This is a genomic window from Nonomuraea longispora, from assembly GCF_004348345.1.
Classification (GTDB): domain Bacteria; phylum Actinomycetota; class Actinomycetes; order Streptosporangiales; family Streptosporangiaceae; genus Nonomuraea; species Nonomuraea longispora.
Map to the genome: position 1 here is coordinate 1 of NZ_SMJZ01000103.1, position 14,268 is coordinate 14,268.

13 protein-coding genes and 1 pseudogene are annotated in these 14,268 nt (G+C 73.3%); 7 read left to right on the plus strand and 7 right to left on the minus strand.

Going from position 1 to position 14,268, the window contains the following annotated elements; translation table 11 throughout:
- From E1267_RS45760 to E1267_RS24965, 4 genes and pseudogenes are all read left to right on the plus strand, one after another.
- Positions 1-345: pseudogene (locus E1267_RS45760) on the plus strand (hypothetical protein); the annotation flags it as partial.
- 4 nt (positions 346-349) lie between these two features.
- Entirely contained in the window at positions 350-712 is a 363-nt protein-coding gene (locus E1267_RS24955; RefSeq protein ID WP_132335505.1) for a hypothetical protein, read from the plus strand.
- Positions 713-725: 13 nt separating this feature from the next.
- On the plus strand, positions 726-1,493 hold the full coding sequence (locus tag E1267_RS24960) for a hypothetical protein (RefSeq protein WP_132335507.1): 768 nt from the start codon (positions 726-728) through the stop codon (positions 1,491-1,493).
- Positions 1,494-1,517: 24 nt separating this feature from the next.
- Positions 1,518-1,946 carry a YbaB/EbfC family nucleoid-associated protein gene (locus E1267_RS24965; RefSeq protein WP_246064241.1) on the plus strand — a complete coding sequence of 143 codons (429 nt, stop codon included), beginning with the start codon at positions 1,518-1,520 and terminating at the stop codon, positions 1,944-1,946.
- 38 nt (positions 1,947-1,984) lie between these two features.
- Here the strand turns inward: E1267_RS24965 and eccCa are convergent, their stop codons facing one another.
- Positions 1,985-5,983, minus strand: a complete 3,999-nt coding sequence (gene eccCa, locus E1267_RS24970; RefSeq protein ID WP_132335511.1) for a type VII secretion protein EccCa — start codon at positions 5,981-5,983, stop codon at positions 1,985-1,987.
- A gap of 104 nt (positions 5,984-6,087) precedes the next feature.
- Between eccCa and eccD the strand changes: the two genes are divergently transcribed.
- Positions 6,088-7,473, plus strand: a complete 1,386-nt coding sequence (eccD, locus tag E1267_RS24975; protein ID WP_165959772.1) for a type VII secretion integral membrane protein EccD — start codon at positions 6,088-6,090, stop codon at positions 7,471-7,473.
- Here eccD and E1267_RS24980 read toward each other — a convergent pair.
- Positions 7,470-8,309 carry a hypothetical protein gene (locus tag E1267_RS24980; protein ID WP_132335515.1) on the minus strand — a complete coding sequence of 280 codons (840 nt, stop codon included), beginning with the start codon at positions 8,307-8,309 and terminating at the stop codon, positions 7,470-7,472. The genes eccD and E1267_RS24980 overlap by 4 nt on opposite strands.
- The gene (locus E1267_RS24985) at positions 8,306-8,623 is read right to left on the minus strand and encodes a hypothetical protein (RefSeq protein WP_132335517.1); all 318 of its coding nucleotides are present in this window, start codon (positions 8,621-8,623) and stop codon (positions 8,306-8,308) included. The genes E1267_RS24980 and E1267_RS24985 overlap by 4 nt, the downstream gene beginning before the upstream one ends.
- A gap of 149 nt (positions 8,624-8,772) precedes the next feature.
- On the opposite strand from E1267_RS24985, the gene eccB reads away from it, so the two are divergent.
- Positions 8,773-10,173 carry a type VII secretion protein EccB gene (gene eccB / locus E1267_RS24990; protein WP_132335519.1) on the plus strand — a complete coding sequence of 467 codons (1,401 nt, stop codon included), beginning with the start codon at positions 8,773-8,775 and terminating at the stop codon, positions 10,171-10,173.
- Here eccB and E1267_RS24995 read toward each other — a convergent pair.
- The 4 genes from E1267_RS24995 to E1267_RS25005 form a co-directional block, all read right to left on the minus strand.
- Positions 10,167-11,261 carry a transglycosylase SLT domain-containing protein gene (locus E1267_RS24995; protein WP_220449661.1) on the minus strand — a complete coding sequence of 365 codons (1,095 nt, stop codon included), beginning with the start codon at positions 11,259-11,261 and terminating at the stop codon, positions 10,167-10,169. The two genes, eccB and E1267_RS24995, sit on opposite strands and share 7 nt — an antisense overlap.
- Positions 11,258-11,542, minus strand: a complete 285-nt coding sequence (locus E1267_RS44560; RefSeq protein WP_165959773.1) for a hypothetical protein — start codon at positions 11,540-11,542, stop codon at positions 11,258-11,260. Before E1267_RS44560 ends, E1267_RS24995 begins: the two co-directional genes overlap by 4 nt.
- A 16-nt stretch (positions 11,543-11,558) precedes the next feature.
- Positions 11,559-12,560 (minus strand): ArsR/SmtB family transcription factor, encoded by a 1,002-nt coding sequence (locus E1267_RS25000; protein WP_132335521.1) that lies wholly within the window; start codon positions 12,558-12,560, stop codon positions 11,559-11,561.
- 257 nt (positions 12,561-12,817) lie between these two features.
- Complete coding sequence (locus E1267_RS25005) at positions 12,818-13,753, minus strand: helix-turn-helix domain-containing protein (protein ID WP_132335523.1); 936 nt, start codon at positions 13,751-13,753, stop codon at positions 12,818-12,820.
- 268 nt (positions 13,754-14,021) lie between these two features.
- On the opposite strand from E1267_RS25005, the gene E1267_RS25010 reads away from it, so the two are divergent.
- Entirely contained in the window at positions 14,022-14,210 is a 189-nt protein-coding gene (locus E1267_RS25010; RefSeq protein ID WP_132335525.1) for a DUF397 domain-containing protein, read from the plus strand.
- Positions 14,211-14,268: the final 58 nt, after the last annotated feature.

Sequence of the window (14,268 nt, forward strand, 5' to 3'; positions counted from 1 at the left end):
ACGACCCCCGTGCCCTCGTTCAGGCGCGACGGCGGGCCGTCCCCGTCCACGGGTCATGATCCGTCCCCCTCCGGGGACCCGGCGCGAACGAGGAGTGTCACGGCCGAGACCGGCCCCTCCGTGCGGCCGGGCACCGTGCCGGTCGTGGGCGCCTCCCCGTCCCCGGCCGTGACGCCCGTGGGCGTGCGGGAGCCGGGCACGACGGCGACCGGCGGCGTGCCGTTCATGCCCATGGGCGGGGCGGTCCCGCAGGACGCGCGGTCGGGCCGGCGCTCCCTCACGCCGAAGAGCGACGACGGCTTCTTCCGGCCCGAGATCGACTGCGGCCCTCCGGTGGTGGGGTGAGCTCATGAACCGGGACTCGGTGGCGGCGCAGGCGGAGTCGATCCGCGCGATGGGCCGGAACATGGCCTCGGCACCCATGCACGATCTGGAGGCCATGAGCCGGGCCATCGGGCAGGTCGAGCTGACGTCCGGCGCGTACGGCGCCTTCGGGCTGCTCGGCGGGTCGCTCGGGCAGGCGCTGGACGAGGTCAAGACGGCCGCGCTGAAGTACCTGTCGGACAAACGCGACCAGGTGGCCGACATCCACGACAGGGCGTACGGCACGGCCAACGGCTACGTGGACGGCGACGCGAGCGCCGCCGGGCTCGCCGCGGACATGCCGGCCGACCCGCGGACCCTGTCCCAGATCGACGACATCCCAGCGTGAAAGCGAGCCCCAGGTGCTTGAACAACCGTGGTCGGTGATCGAGGGCTCGGCCATGGCGACGACCGGCTCGATGCTCCTCGGCTGGAACCGCGCCCGCTACGCCACGCTGCTCCTTCCCCTCATGTACGGCGACACCGCCCAGCAACAGACGGCGGCCGACGGATGGGAGCGGCTGGCCTCGGCCCTGGAACGGCACCCCGGAACGGTGGACTCCTCCACGCGCGGCGTCGAGTGGTCCGCACCCAGCGCCGAGCTCTACAAGGACACCGTGCTGGCCTACTCCGACGACGCCGGGGAGAAGGTCGCCTCGCCGAGGGCGACGGCCGACACCCTGCGCGTCACCGCCAACGTGTACGACGCTCTGGGCAAGGCCGTCTTCGCCACCGGTGCGGGCATCCTCGCGGCGGGCGTGATGCACAAGGTCGCCGCGGTGAACCCCTTCACCAGGGCGGCCGCCGAGGTGGCCGCCACCGGGTTCGGCCGTAGGGCGGACCACCAGGCGGGGATGCTCGCCTCCAGGGCGAGAGAGTTCGTCGGGAGCGGCCAGGGCCTGCTCGGCAAGGCGGTGCAGAAGCTGGCGCAGATGTCGCCGGTCAAGAAGGCGCTGATCGGCGGCGCGGTCGCGGTGACCGCGGGGTCGATGGGCCAGTCGGCGGTCGCGGACCGGATCAGCGGCACCCAGCTGGAGAGCTCGCCGCAGCTGCCCGGTTCCGCCGCAAGCGCAGACCTGACCGGTCCCGCGGGGAGCGCGGATCCGGCCGGGTCCGCGGAGAACGCGTGATGACAGGGGAAGGATGACCGCGTGATGGCGGCGTTCGACGAGGAGGCCATCGACCGGCTGGTGGCCGAGGCACAGCGGCCCGCCGCCGAGCTGGACGAGCTTCACCGGCAGGTGCTCGACGTCACGGGCGTCGCCCGCGACCCCGGCAAGCTGGTGACGGTCGAGTGCTCGGCGCAGGGCGTCACGGCCCTCGACATCGACCCCCGCGCCATGCGGTGGGGCTCGCAGCGGCTGTCGGAGACGATCCTGACCCTGATCGCCGAGGCGCTGGCCGACATGCAGGCCAAGTCGGCCGAGCTGCTCCGCGACGTCCTGGGGGAGGGACCGCTCGACCTGGCCGCCGAGAACAACGCGGCCGACGTGCGCATGCGGGAGGCGCGGGAGGCGTACGAGGCCGCCATGGACCAGGCGACGGCCGAGCTGGCCCGCATCCAGCGCGACCTCGACCGCTGAGACCCGAAGCTCCGGAGCCCCCGGAGCCCCGGAGCCCGTCAGCCCAGGTAGGCGGTCTGGATGAGCCTCTCGCCCGACCGCCGGTCCACGTAGAGGCCGCGTCCCGCCGGGAGTTTGCGCGGCCGTACGTTGCCGAACAGCTGACCCTCGTCCCGCGGCCCTGACAGCAGCACGGCCGGCGAGTTCATCTCCTTCAGCCGCCGCACGACCGGGTCGAGCATGCTGCGCCCCGCCCCGCCCATGGATCGCGCCAGCACCAGGTGCAGGCCGATGTCCCTGGCCTGCGGCAGCAGGTCCCCGAGCACGGTGAGTGGGTTGGCGGAGGTGGCCACGAGGTCGTAGTCGTCGACGATCACGTACAGGTCCTGCCCGGTCCACCAGCTGCGCGTCCGCAGTTGTTCCGAGGTGAGGTCGGGCGGCGGCAGGCGCGTCTGCAGCACCTCCTGCACGCCCTGCAGCAGGGTGGCGGCGGCGGTGCTGGAGGCGGCGTAGCCGATGCGGTGTTCGGTGTCGGTGGCGTCGAGCAGCGTGCGGCGGTAGTCGATGACGACGAACCGCGCCTGCAGTGGCGTGTGCGTGTCCGCGATGCCGCCTGCTACCAGGCGCAGCAGGTTGGTCTTGCCGGTCTCGGTGTCGCCGAACACGACGAAGTGCGGGTCGGCGTCGAAGTCCAGCCACACCGGCGCCAGGGCGGCCTCGTCGATGCCGATCGGCACGCGGGCCGCCCCTCCTCCGGCCGGGTTCCCGGTGCCGCGCGGCAGCGTGTGCGCGGGCAGCAGGGCGGGCAGCAGGCGTACGGGCGGGGCCGGGTGGTCGTGCCAGGCCTCGGCCGCCGCCTCGACGAAGGCGGTCACGCCGTCGGACAGGTCGTCCACGCCGGAACGGCCGTCGATGCGCGGCAGCGCGGCGAGGAAGTGCAACGCCTCGCGGGTGAGCCCGCGTCCAGGAGCCCCTTCGGGCACGTTGGCCGCCGCCTTGCGGTTGATCTCGCTGTCGAACGTGTCGCCGAGCCTGAGCTCCAGCCTGGTGCCGAGCAGGTCTCGGATGGCCGAACGGAACTCCATCCACCGGTTGGCGGTGCCGACGACGTGGATGCCGAAGCCGAGCCCGCGGGTGACGAGGTCGCCGACGTCGGGTTCGAGCTGCTCGTACTCCTGGCGCACGATCGCCCAGCCGTCCACGACGAGGAACACGTCCCCCCAGCCGTCGCCCTCGTACGCGCCCGACGCGACCATCCTGCGGTAGGTGGCCATGGAGTCGATCCCGCGCTCCACGAACAGCCGCTCGCGGCGGTCGAGCAGCGTCTTCAGCTCGGCCACCGTCCTGCGCACCGCGTCGGCGTCGAGCCGGGTGGCGACGCCGCCGACGTGCGGCAGCCCGGACAACGACGACAGGGTGCCGCCGCCGAAGTCCAGGCAGTAGAACTGCACCTCCTTGGGGGTGTGCGTGAGCGCGAGCGAGGCGATCAGCGTGCGCAGCAGCGTGCTCTTGCCGGTCTGCGGCGCGCCGACGATGGCGACGTTGCCGGCCGCTCCCGACAGGTCCAGCCAGTACGGGTCCCGCCGCTGGTCGAACGGGCTGTCCACGATGCCGGCCACGGCGTGCAGCCGCCCCGGCCGCTCGCGCGCGACGCCCGCCGCGGTGAGGCCGTGCCCGGGGGTGGCCTCGATGGGCGGCAGCAGCCGGTCGAGCGAGGCGGGCTCCTTGAGCGGCGGCAGCCAGATCCGGTGCGCGGCGGGCCCCTGGCCGGTCAGCCGCCCGACCACGATGTCCAGCAGGCTGTCCTGCTTGGTCTGCTTGTCCCTCTCGTCCTCCTGCGGGGGCGTCTCCGTCACCGGCGGCAGGGGGACGCGCTCGGGGCCGTACCAGATGATCTTTCCTCGGTGGCCCGAGCGCGCCGGCGCCGCCCGGTGGCGCGCCGCGTCCGGCTGGTACGCCCCCGACACGTACGCGGCCTTGAACCGGGTCATGCCCGTGGTCTCGAACATCAGGTAGGCGTTGCCCGGCTCGGGCGGCAGCGAGTACGCGTCCGCCACCCCGAGCACGGCCCGGCTCTCGGCCGCCGAGAAGGTGCGCAGCCCGATCCGGTACGACAGGTGGGTGTCGAGCCCGCGCAGCCGCCCCGATTCGAGCCGCTGCGAGGCGAGCAGCAGGTGCACGCCGAGCGACCGGCCGAGCCGGCCGATCATCACGAACAGTTCGACGAACTCCGGTTTGGCCGTCAGCAGCTCGCTGAACTCGTCGAGCACGATGAACAGCGTCGGCAGCGGCCGCAGGTCGGCGCCCTGCTCGCGGGCCTGCTCGTAGTCGCGCAGGGAGGCGTAGTTGCCGGCCGCGCGCAGCAGCTCCTGGCGGCGCACCATCTCGCCGTGGAGCGCGTCGTGCATGCGGTCCACCAGCGGCAGCTCGTCCTCCAGGTTGGTGATGACGGCGGAGACGTGCGGCAGCGTGTCGAGGCCGAGGAACGTGGCGCCGCCCTTGAAGTCGACGAGCACGAAGTTCAGCGTCTCGGACGAGTGCGTGACCGCCAGCGCCAGCACCAGCGTGCGCAGCAGCTCCGACTTGCCGGAGCCGGTCGCTCCGACCACCAGCCCGTGCGGTCCCATGCCGCCCTGGGCGGCCTCCTTGATGTCCAGCTCGACCGGCCGCCCGTCGGCGCCGAGCCCGATCGGGACCCGCAGCCGGTTCCTGGCCGGGCGGGGCTGCCAGGTGGAGGCGGGCGACAGGTGCCGCGCATCGCCGATCCTGAGCAGGTCAGTGAGGGTCGTGTTCGTGGCGAACACGTCCTGCTGCTCCTCCTTGCCGCCGGTGCCCGACCGCATCGGCGCGAGCTGCCTGACCAGGGCGGCGAACGCGGGCCGCGCCATCCGGTCCGGCCGGCCGAGCCCCGACCTGAGCTCCTTGCCGAGTTCGTCCTCGACGACCCTGACCACTTCGTCGGGGCCGACCTCAAGGCGCAGGGTGAGCTGCGCGGGGGCCTGCGGGACCGTGCCGCCGAGCTCGATGACGGTGACGCCCTCGATGACGTCCAGGGCGAGCTGGCTGCCGGCGGGCACCGTGCCGCCGTCCACCACCACGACGTGGTACGGCAGCGCGTCCGGCGCGAGCCCCTTGCTGAACCGGGGGCGGTCCTTCAGCTCGAACCCCAGCAGGGCGTCCAGCTCGCCGAGGTCGCGTACGACCAGCCGCACCGGGCCCGCGCCGTCCTCCTCGGTCGGGTGCAGGGCGTGCGGCAGCCACTTCACCGGCTCCCATTCGGCGGCGCGTTCACCGCCCGCGCATACCGAGATCCGCAGTTCCTCCGGCGAATGCAGCGCGGCCGCCTGCGCCAGCGCGGCGCGGACGAGGTCGCGCGCGGCCCCGGGGTCCCCGGTGACGGAGATCCTGGCGAACGAGTGCAGCGCCAGCGCGACGGGCAGCCCCGGCACGGTGGCGTGCGTGCGGACGAAGCGCCGCAGCGCGCCCGCCGTCATCGGGTCGAGGTCCTCGATCGGCTTGGTCTCCGGCGGGATCATCGGCAGCGCCAGCCGCTGCGCGGAGGTGGCGATCCTGATCTGGGCGAAGTCGTCGTCGCGGGGCCGCCGCTCCCACAGCCGGCTGGTCATCACCAGTGACCAGAGCGCGGCGGGGTCGGGATGGTTCCACGTCATGGCCCGGTGCTGCTGCGCCGCGGCGCCGCGGACCCGCTTCCTGACCTGTTCGAGGTAGCGGTAGTAGTCGCGGCGCTGGCCGTTGAGCTGGGTCTTGCGCTCGCCGGCGTTGCGCATCATCTGGCCCACGGTCATGCCGATCATGGAGACCGCGAACAGGCCGCTGGACACCATCATGATCGGGTTGCCGGTGCCGCCGCCGGTGACCATCAGCGCCATCGCCCCGGCTCCGGCGATCATGGGCAGGTACGTCAGCAACTGGGTCAGCCCGCCGCCGGTCACGGTCTCGGGAATCTCCGGGGGCGACTCCAGCAGCACCTCGCCGCCGGGAGGCTCGGGCGGGGTACGCCGCTCGGGTCTGCGGACCACGATCAGGCTGCCACTCATCAGGGCCCATAAAAGCCGCCGACATAGCGTTATATGCGATATTTCAAAATTCCTGGATGTTTTTAGCGCGTCGCGCACGATGGGCAATCCATAAACTCGGCTGGGTGAGTGCCATCGGAACCGACCTGTGCCGGGTCACCGTCGTGACCCCGCGCGGATTCCTGGATGTCGGCCTGCCGCCCGACATGCCGCTCGGCAACCTGCTGCCCACCCTTCTGCGCATCGCGGGGGAGGGGCTCGCGGAGGCGGGCCTGGCCCACGGCGGCTGGGTGCTCCAGCGGCTCGGCGGCCCGCCGTTCGACCTCGACACCACACTGGCCGAGCTGGCCGTGCGCGACGGCGAACTGCTGCACCTGCGCCCACGCGGGCACGAGCTGCCGGAGATCGTCTTCGACGACGTGGCCGACGCCGTGGCGACCGGCGTGCTGGAGCGCACCGGCCGCTGGGAACCCGCCACCACCAGGTCGTACGGCCTGCGCGCCGCCGCCGCCCTGCTCGGCGTGGGCGCCGCCGCGCTGCTCGCCACCGGGCCGCCCTGGACGCCCGCGGCCCTGGTCGCGGGCGTCGTCGCGCTGGTCCTGCTGCTGGTCGCGGCGGCGCTGTCGCGGGCGCTCGGCGACGCGCGCTCGGGCGCGGTCATCGGGTACGCCGCCCTGCCGTACGGGTTCGTCGCCGGGCTGCTCGGGCCGGCCACGGACGGCGCCATCCTCCAGCCGGCCAACCTGCTGTCCGCCTGCGGCGTGGTGCTGATGCTGGCCACGGCGACCGGGTTCGCGGTCGCGGAGGGGCTGCCGGCGTTCCTCGGCGTGGCCGCCGCCGCGTTCTGCGGGCTGCTGGCGTCGGGGCTGGTCATGGGCTTCGACCTGGCCGCGGCCGGGGTGGCGGCGGTGCTGGCCGCCCTCGCGGTGGGGCTGACGACGGCGATCCCGTCCCTGTCGTTCCGGCTGGCGGGCATGCCGCTGCCCGCGCTGCCGACGACGGCCGATGAGCTGCGGCGCGAGGGCGGCGACCTCGACGGCGAGCTGGTGATCGACAAGACGGTGGTCGCCGACCGCTTCTGCGGCGGGCTGCTCGGCGGGGTGGCGCTCGTCGTGCTCGGCGCCCAGGTGCTGCTCGTCCTCGACGGCGCCTGGGCCGCGACCGCGATGAGCGCGGCGTTGTCGTTGTCGATGCTCATGCGGGCCCGCGTGTTCGAGGGCCGTGGCCAGCGCGTCTGGCTGCTGACCACGGCGCTGGCGGGGGTGGTGCTGGCCGCCGCCGGGGCCGCGCCCGGGGCGGCGGACGGGACGGTGCTCTACGGGATCGTCCCCGCGCTGGTGGTGCTCGCCCTGGGCGTGGCGGGCACGGCGCTGTGGCTCACGTCCGGGCGGCCGTCCCCGTTTTGGGGCCGGATGGGCGACATCGCGGACATCCTGCTGATGATCGCGCTCATCCCGCTGGCGCTGGCCGTACTGGACCTGTACCAGACCATCCGCGGCCTGGTCGGTTAGCTCCTGTCCCTGACGACGTCGTCCAGGCTCATGTCGCCGCCGGGTGCCCTGACCCGCCAGTCGAAGGACCGGGCGGCGTCCGGCAGCGGGGTGCCCGGCTCGGGCTCGGCGAACGTGCCCGCCCTCGCTGTGCCGGCCGCCTCGGTGAAGTCGACCGCCGCGCCGCCGTCCGGCCGCATGAACGCGAGCTGCACGGCGGCCGAGCCGCCGATCCCCGCCGCGACGCCGCCCAGCACGTCCTTGAAGCCGAGCGAGCCGAGAAAACGCCCCAGCCGCTCGGTCGACGCGGCCAGCGCCGCGCTCGCCTGCGCGCCCGTCCTGCGCATCGCGATCCTCGCCGCCACCCTGGTCTGCGGGGCCAGCGCGAGCACCCGCAGCGCGGCCAGCCGCAGGTACGTCTCCTGCGCGATCTTGAGGGCCGCTCCCCAGTAGACGAGGAAACCGTCGCCGATGCCGTCGACGTGCCCCGCCGCCCACTGCACGTTGGTGCGCAGGACGTCGAGGTGCGTCCGCAGCACGGCGACCGCGTCGGCGAACGCCTTCTGGTCCTCGGCGATCCACCTCTGCCCCGACGCGCTGATCAGGCCGGTGAGCACGTTGTTGGCGCCCTTGTCGAGCCGTCCGCCCACGCCCGCCTGGAGGTTCGCGGCGGCCGTCCAGATGGCGGCCACGTTCGCCACGGCCGGGGCGGTGGCCAGCAGGCCGACGAGCACGGACGGCTCCAGCCGCCCCGCCTTGCGCAGGATGTCCCGCACGGCTCCCGGGTCGGGCGGGATCTTCGGCAGAGGGCGCAGTGGTGAGCCGTCCCTTGCCCGGCCGGCGACCCTGCGGGTCACGGCCGCCCTGCCCGCCGTACGGCGAGGTCCTCGGCCGCGCGCCAGTTGTGCTCGGCGAAGCGCAGGTGCTCGCCCTCCCACGTCCTGATGACGCCGAGCGCCGCGTCGGTGTCACGGACGAACGCGTCGATGAGCGACCGATAGAGCGCGCCCGCCGTCCACTCGCCCAGCGGCCCCCACCCGGGGAAGTCGAGCGACCTGTTCTCCTCGAGGATCCGGCGGATCTCCGCGAAGAGCGGCAGCAGGTCCTCCCTGAGGTCGCGGCGGACCTCGCCGATCGCGTCGGGGGTGATGTAGCGGGTGTCCTGATTCACGATCATCATTGTGCGACGCCGCCGGGGGAGTGGCCGGGAACGTCATTTACTGGCCCACCATTGTTCGCCTATGCGATACCGTGCGGCTTCGCGGCTTTTATTCCGATAAATTGGGTTTAGTAAGTACTAGTAAGAAGCAAGGGGCGTTAGTGCACAGCCAGCGCGACCTTTACCAGGCGTACCGTCTCACCATCCAGCGCATCGGGCTGGCTCTGCTGCGCGCTCAGCCCAACCAGCCCGAATGGCCGCTGCGCCGGCAGAACATCGGGTTCCTGGCCGGGATCATGGTGGCGGTCCTGCTGTGCGTCGGCTTCGCCGTGTTCGGCCTGTTGCGCCCCGGCGGCACGAAGTCGATCGAGGAGCCCGGCACGCTCGTCATCGAACGCGAGACGGGCGCCGGCTACGTCTACAGCCACGACCAGCGCAGGCTCATCCCCGTCGCCAACTACGCCTCCGCCCGTCTCGTGCTCGCCTCGGGGCAGATCAAGGAGCGGGTCGTGGCGCGGGAGGCCCTGGCCGGGTACGAGCGCGGAGCGCCCATCGGCATCCCCGGCGCCCCCGACTCGCTGCCCGCCCCCGAGAATCTGGCCAAGGGCCCCTGGGCGGTCTGCGTGCAGGAACGCGCCGAGCCGACCGGGCGCAAGCCGTACGTGACGCTGGTCGCCGGTCGCGAGGTCGGCGGCGCGCAGGTCGCGGACGGCGACGCGATCCTCGTCGACGTGGGCGGCCGGCAGTGGGCCATCTGGCGCGGCACCCGCATGCGCGTGGCGGGCGGCATCGCCCGCGGGCTCACCCCCACCGCGCCCGCCCCGGTGCCGGTCGCCTGGCTCAACGCGCTGCCGGAGGGGCCCGACCTGGCCGCGCCCGGCATCAGCGGCCGCGGCAGGCCGGTCACCGGGCCCGGGGGCAAGGCCGCCGCCGTGGGCCAGGTGTTCCGCGCGGACGGCGTGGCCGGCGGCGAGCCCCGCTGGTACGTCATGCTGGGCGACGGGCTCGCCCCCGTCACCCAGGGCCAGGCCACGCTGCTGCTCAGCGACCCCGAGAGCAGGAAGGCCTACGGCGGCGGCGCGGTGAAGGAGATCGCCATCGACGCGGCCACCGCCAACGCCGCCCCCCGCTCGCGGACCACGCTTCCCGCCGACGGCCTGCCGCCTGTCATGCCGCGCATGACCGCCTACGACCCGGCCCGCCCGCTGTGTGCCGTCTACACCGACACGAGCACCGGATCCACCCGCGCCCGCCTCACCACCGGCGCCACGCTGCCCCAGGCGCACGGCGACGCCACCGACCTCGTACGCCTGCCGCCGGGCAAGGCCGTGCTGGCCGGCGTCCTGCCCGGCGACGGCCAGCTCAAGGCGGTCCAGTCCTACTACCTGGTCACCGCCGACGGACGGCGCTACGCCGTGCCGGGCGCCGACGTGCTCGGCAAGCTCGGCTACGACGCGAGCCAGGTCACGCCCGTGCCGGCGAACGTGCTCCAGCTCATCCCCGAGGGCCCCGTGCTCGACCCCGCGCGGGCGGCCGAACCCGCGTCCGAGCAGGATCAGTAACCGCGGTAGCCGCCGCCGGTCTTCATGCCGACCACGCCGGGCACGTTCGAGACCGAGCCGTAGCGGTCGATGGCGTAGCGCACGCCCGCGATGATGTTGTCGACCGGGTCGTAGACGTTGCCGTGTCCCGGCAGCTTGTGGGCGTCGAACGTCGGGTCGATGGTCTGCATCAGCCCTTTGGAGGGCGTGCCCCTCGCCGCGTTGGAGTCCCAGTTGTTGATGGCGTGCGGGTTGCCGCCCGACTCGTGCTTGATGATCATCCAGATGTCGTTCGCGTTCATCTTCTCCAGGGGGTAGCCGTGCGCCCTGAGAACGGCGATCGCCTGGTTGATCCAGCCGGCGACCTGGCCCTGAGGGGCCGGCCCGCCTCCGGCCGGCGGCGGGCCGCTGGAGCCGTACCCGCCGAAGCCTCCCGAACCGCCGCCCGACGCGCCTGACGGCGTCGACGCTGCCAGCGCGGTCGTGCCTGACTCCGCCTCCGCCGGCGACCAGTCGAGCCTCCTGCCCGGGGCGGGCGCGAAGGACTGCGCGTCCGGCTCGGGCAGTTCCTTGGCGACGTCCGGGATCGTGCCGAGCGCGCTCCGGAGCTTGCCCGCCAGGTCGTCGAGCGTCTTGCCGGTGTCGGTGACCAGCTTCTGCAGCGCCGCGCGGGCCTCGCCGAGCGCCGGCCGCATGCTCTCGGCGACCTGCTCCTCGGTGGGCGGGGGAGTGCGCCCGCGCACTTCACGGGCGGCGGAGGCGTAGCCCTGGCAGGTCTCGAGCGCCAGCGTCTCCGCCGAGCTCAGCGTGCTCGCGGCGGTGTCGAGGTGGCCCGCGCAGTCCCGCAACGCCTGCTGGTACCGCTCGCCGCACCCTGCGAGCCGGCCCATGTAACCGGTGAACGCGTCGGCGCCGGCCCCCTGCCATGCCTGGTCCACGTCGGAGACCGCATTGCGCAGCGCGCCGGTGTGCTCCCCGGCAGTGCCCGCGGCGGCGTGCCAGGTCCTGGCCGCCGCGGTGATCGTCTCCGGCGCCCCGATCACCTTGGCCGCGAGATCGGCCAGTTCGCCGCCGCCCGGCGCGGCCCTGACGTCGTCGAGAGCGCTCACCGCCGGACCGCGGCGCCGTCGGCGGCGACGACCGTGCGCTCGACGGCGTCGAGGGTGCGCTCCACCGCCTCCAGGCGGCCGCCCAGGGTCTTGGCCGCCTGCTCGGCGGCCCGTAGCAGGTCGCCCGCGGCCGTCGCCATCGCCGCCGACCCGGACACGTTCCCGAAGGCGGTCACGTCCGGCGCCTGGCCCGCCGAGCCCGCGAAGGCCCCGGACGCCGACCTGGCCGCGGTCGCGCACGTCTCCAGCGCGCCGCGGTGGAAGGTGAGTCCCACGCTCACGTCCCCCTTTCTCTGCTCAGCGCCGGAAGAGCTCCAGCAGCTCCTCCGCCCGGCGGGTGCGGGCGATCCACACCTCACGCCCGCGGCGCTCCCGGGTGATCAGCCTCCCGGCGCGCAGCCGGTCGCAATGGTACGTGAGGCCGCTCGGGGCGATCTTCATGTCCGCGGCCAGCATGGACATGGTCATGGGCTGGTCGAGGGCGCAGAGCAGGTCCGCCCTGATCGGGCCGACGAGCGCGGACAACTCGTCCACCGAGGGCCTGACCGGTTTGCGCCACAACGATTCGGCGCCCCGTACCGGATAGGCGATCCACACCGCCTCCGGGTCGTCCAGGCTGACGATCACGGAGTCCTTGCCGGCCAGCGTCGGCACCAGAACGATCCTGCGGTCGCCCAGGTCGTACCCGCCGGCCTCGGGGTCGGAGATGAGCAGGCCGCGCTCGGTGCTGACGATGCGGTCACTGAGCGTCCCGAACAGCAGCTCTGGGCGGCCGCGCACGGTCGCCACGCCCACGCGCTCGATCTCCCTTTCCAGCAGCGGGCGGGCCCGCTTCCACAAGGGTTCCGTGGTGTTCCAGACCTCGGCCAGGGCGCTGGCGTAGCCGCGCAGCCAGTGGCGCGGCCGCTCGGCGGCCGCGCGCCAGTGCGCCGGCGGCGCCCCCGGCCCGAACGTCTGCTCCAAGTCCTTGATCAGGGCATCCGGCGCGGTGTCCTGGAGCGCGCTGATCTGACTCTGCACGGTGACGTCCACGTCGATCGGGGATCTCGCCACGAGACTGTCGGGCGCGACCGTGCGACCGGGCACGGCCAGCGGTCGCACGGCCTCGTGCCCGTGCGGGCCGACGCGCGCGCTGACCGCCCTCCGCCAGAGCTCGGGCAGGCCGCGGCGACGGCCCGCGAGGGCGTCGGCGATCATGGCGAGCACGGTCAGGTGGGGCGAGATGGAGATGGAGACCTGCGGCGTGGAGGCGAAACGCAGTTCGCTCCACGCCTCGGTGCTCTTTGCGCGAGCCCCCACGGGCCGGACTGTAGGCAGCGCTGTCATCACTGGAGCAGTGCTTCGCGAAGCTCTAGGTGATGCGGACACTCCGGACGGTTGCGCAGTGGTCCGTCTGCATTGAGGTCAGCTGCATGACATGTCCTCTGTGTGGTGTCGTATCGCGATTGAGTTCGTCAACTTACGCACCACCGCTAACTTCTCACTTAAAAAGTGCCGTACGACCCCATCCGACCAGCGGCGAACAACCTGAGCCGGCCTCCTTGACCGCGGCCCCGTCAGCGCGGAGCCGTGCGGATCGCCTCGCGGCGGAAGTCGCGGGGCGAGACGCCGTACTCGCGGCGGAAGGCCCGGCTGAAGTCGGCGGCGTGCGAGAAACCCCACTTGGCCGCGATGCTGTGGATCGGCACCGCGCGCAGGGCGGGGTCGGCCAGGTCGCGCCGGGCGCGGTCGAGCCGCTGCGCCCTGATGTAGCCGCCGACCGTGATGCCCTGATCCTGGAAGAGCCGGTGCAGGTAGCTGGCGGAGATGTGGTGCTGCACCGCCAGCGAGCGAGGGCTCAGTCCGGGGTCGCGCAGATGCTCCTGCACGAACGCCTGCACGCGCAGGAGGAGCGCGTCACGGTTGGACGCCGGGAGGGCGGGGCTGGTCTCGATGGCATGCGCGAACAGCGCGGAGACCAGGTCGAGCACCACCATGCCCAGCCGCGGGCCGTCGGCCGGCCGGTAGGAGTCCGGGTTCTCCGCCAGCCCGGTGACGACGCTCGCCAGCAGGGCGCCGATCCCGCGGGTGGCCGGCATGATGCTGCCCAGCATCGCCTCCACCTGATGCGCGGGCAGGGAGACCAGCGACCGGGGGACGTCGACCAGGGCGGCCTCGAACATCAGCCCCCGCTCCGGCGCGCGGAAACGCGCGGCCAGCACATGCGTCATGTCGTGGACCAGCAGGTCGCCGACGCCCGGCGTCGCGTGGCCCTCCGCCCAGATGACCTGCAGCGAGCCGGCCAGCGGGACCAGCAGTTGGCAGGTCCCCTCCAGCCCGGGGTCCACGGGATGCTCGGCCGCCCGCCACAGGCGCAGCGGCTCGAAACTCCTCCTCGACACGGTCACGGCCCCGAACTGCGCGGTGGTGTCGCGTACCTTGAGAACCGGCGCGGCAGGCTGCGGCAGGCCGTCGTCGAGGCGGTCCTCGTCGTATGGCTTGGCCAACGGCATACCGGCAACCCTATGTCGACAGGGCCTGTCGCGAGCCGGCCCGCGCGCGAGTGGCCGCCGGCGCGGATTCCGCACCGGGCGGGGAGGGCATCTTTGCACCGAGGCCCAAAGATCGACGCCCGCGAGTTGCATTTCCCACCCGAGCGCGGATGGGCGGCGCTGGCCTGTACGACCGCTCGATGGGAGGCTTCCCCGCAGCCGCCCCGGTCCTCCTGCGAACGGATGGCCGGGGCGGAACCTCCGCAACGTAGTGAAAGGAGTGCTGCAGATGACGTACGACGCCGGCCGCGTCGCGGCCAAGAGGATCAACGACCACGTGGAGGTGGTCCACGTCGACCACCCCGGCACGGTGCTGGAAGTGCCCCGCCGCGACTGGGAGGCCTTCACCGCGGCCGTCAAGTCGGGTGCGTTCGACCTCGAGATCCTGGAGCGAGCGCGGGAAGAGAACGTGGCCTGACGCGGCACCACCGGCGCCCGCCCGCCCGCCGCCGGCGAGCGGGCGCCTGGTCGGCTTC

Bases quoted from the DNA above. Each gene is read 5' to 3' on its own strand.
- E1267_RS24955 (WP_132335505.1), top strand. From the start codon at position 350: ATGAACCGGGACTCGGTGGCGGCGCAGGCGGAGTCGATCCGCGCGATG.
- E1267_RS24965 (WP_246064241.1), top strand. From the start codon at position 1,518: ATGGCGGCGTTCGACGAGGAGGCCATCGACCGGCTGGTGGCCGAGGCA.
- eccCa (WP_132335511.1), bottom strand. From the start codon at position 5,983: ATGAGTGGCAGCCTGATCGTGGTCCGCAGACCCGAGCGGCGTACCCCG.
- E1267_RS25005 (WP_132335523.1), bottom strand. From the start codon at position 13,753: ATGCCGTTGGCCAAGCCATACGACGAGGACCGCCTCGACGACGGCCTG.
- E1267_RS25010 (WP_132335525.1), top strand. From the start codon at position 14,022: ATGACGTACGACGCCGGCCGCGTCGCGGCCAAGAGGATCAACGACCAC.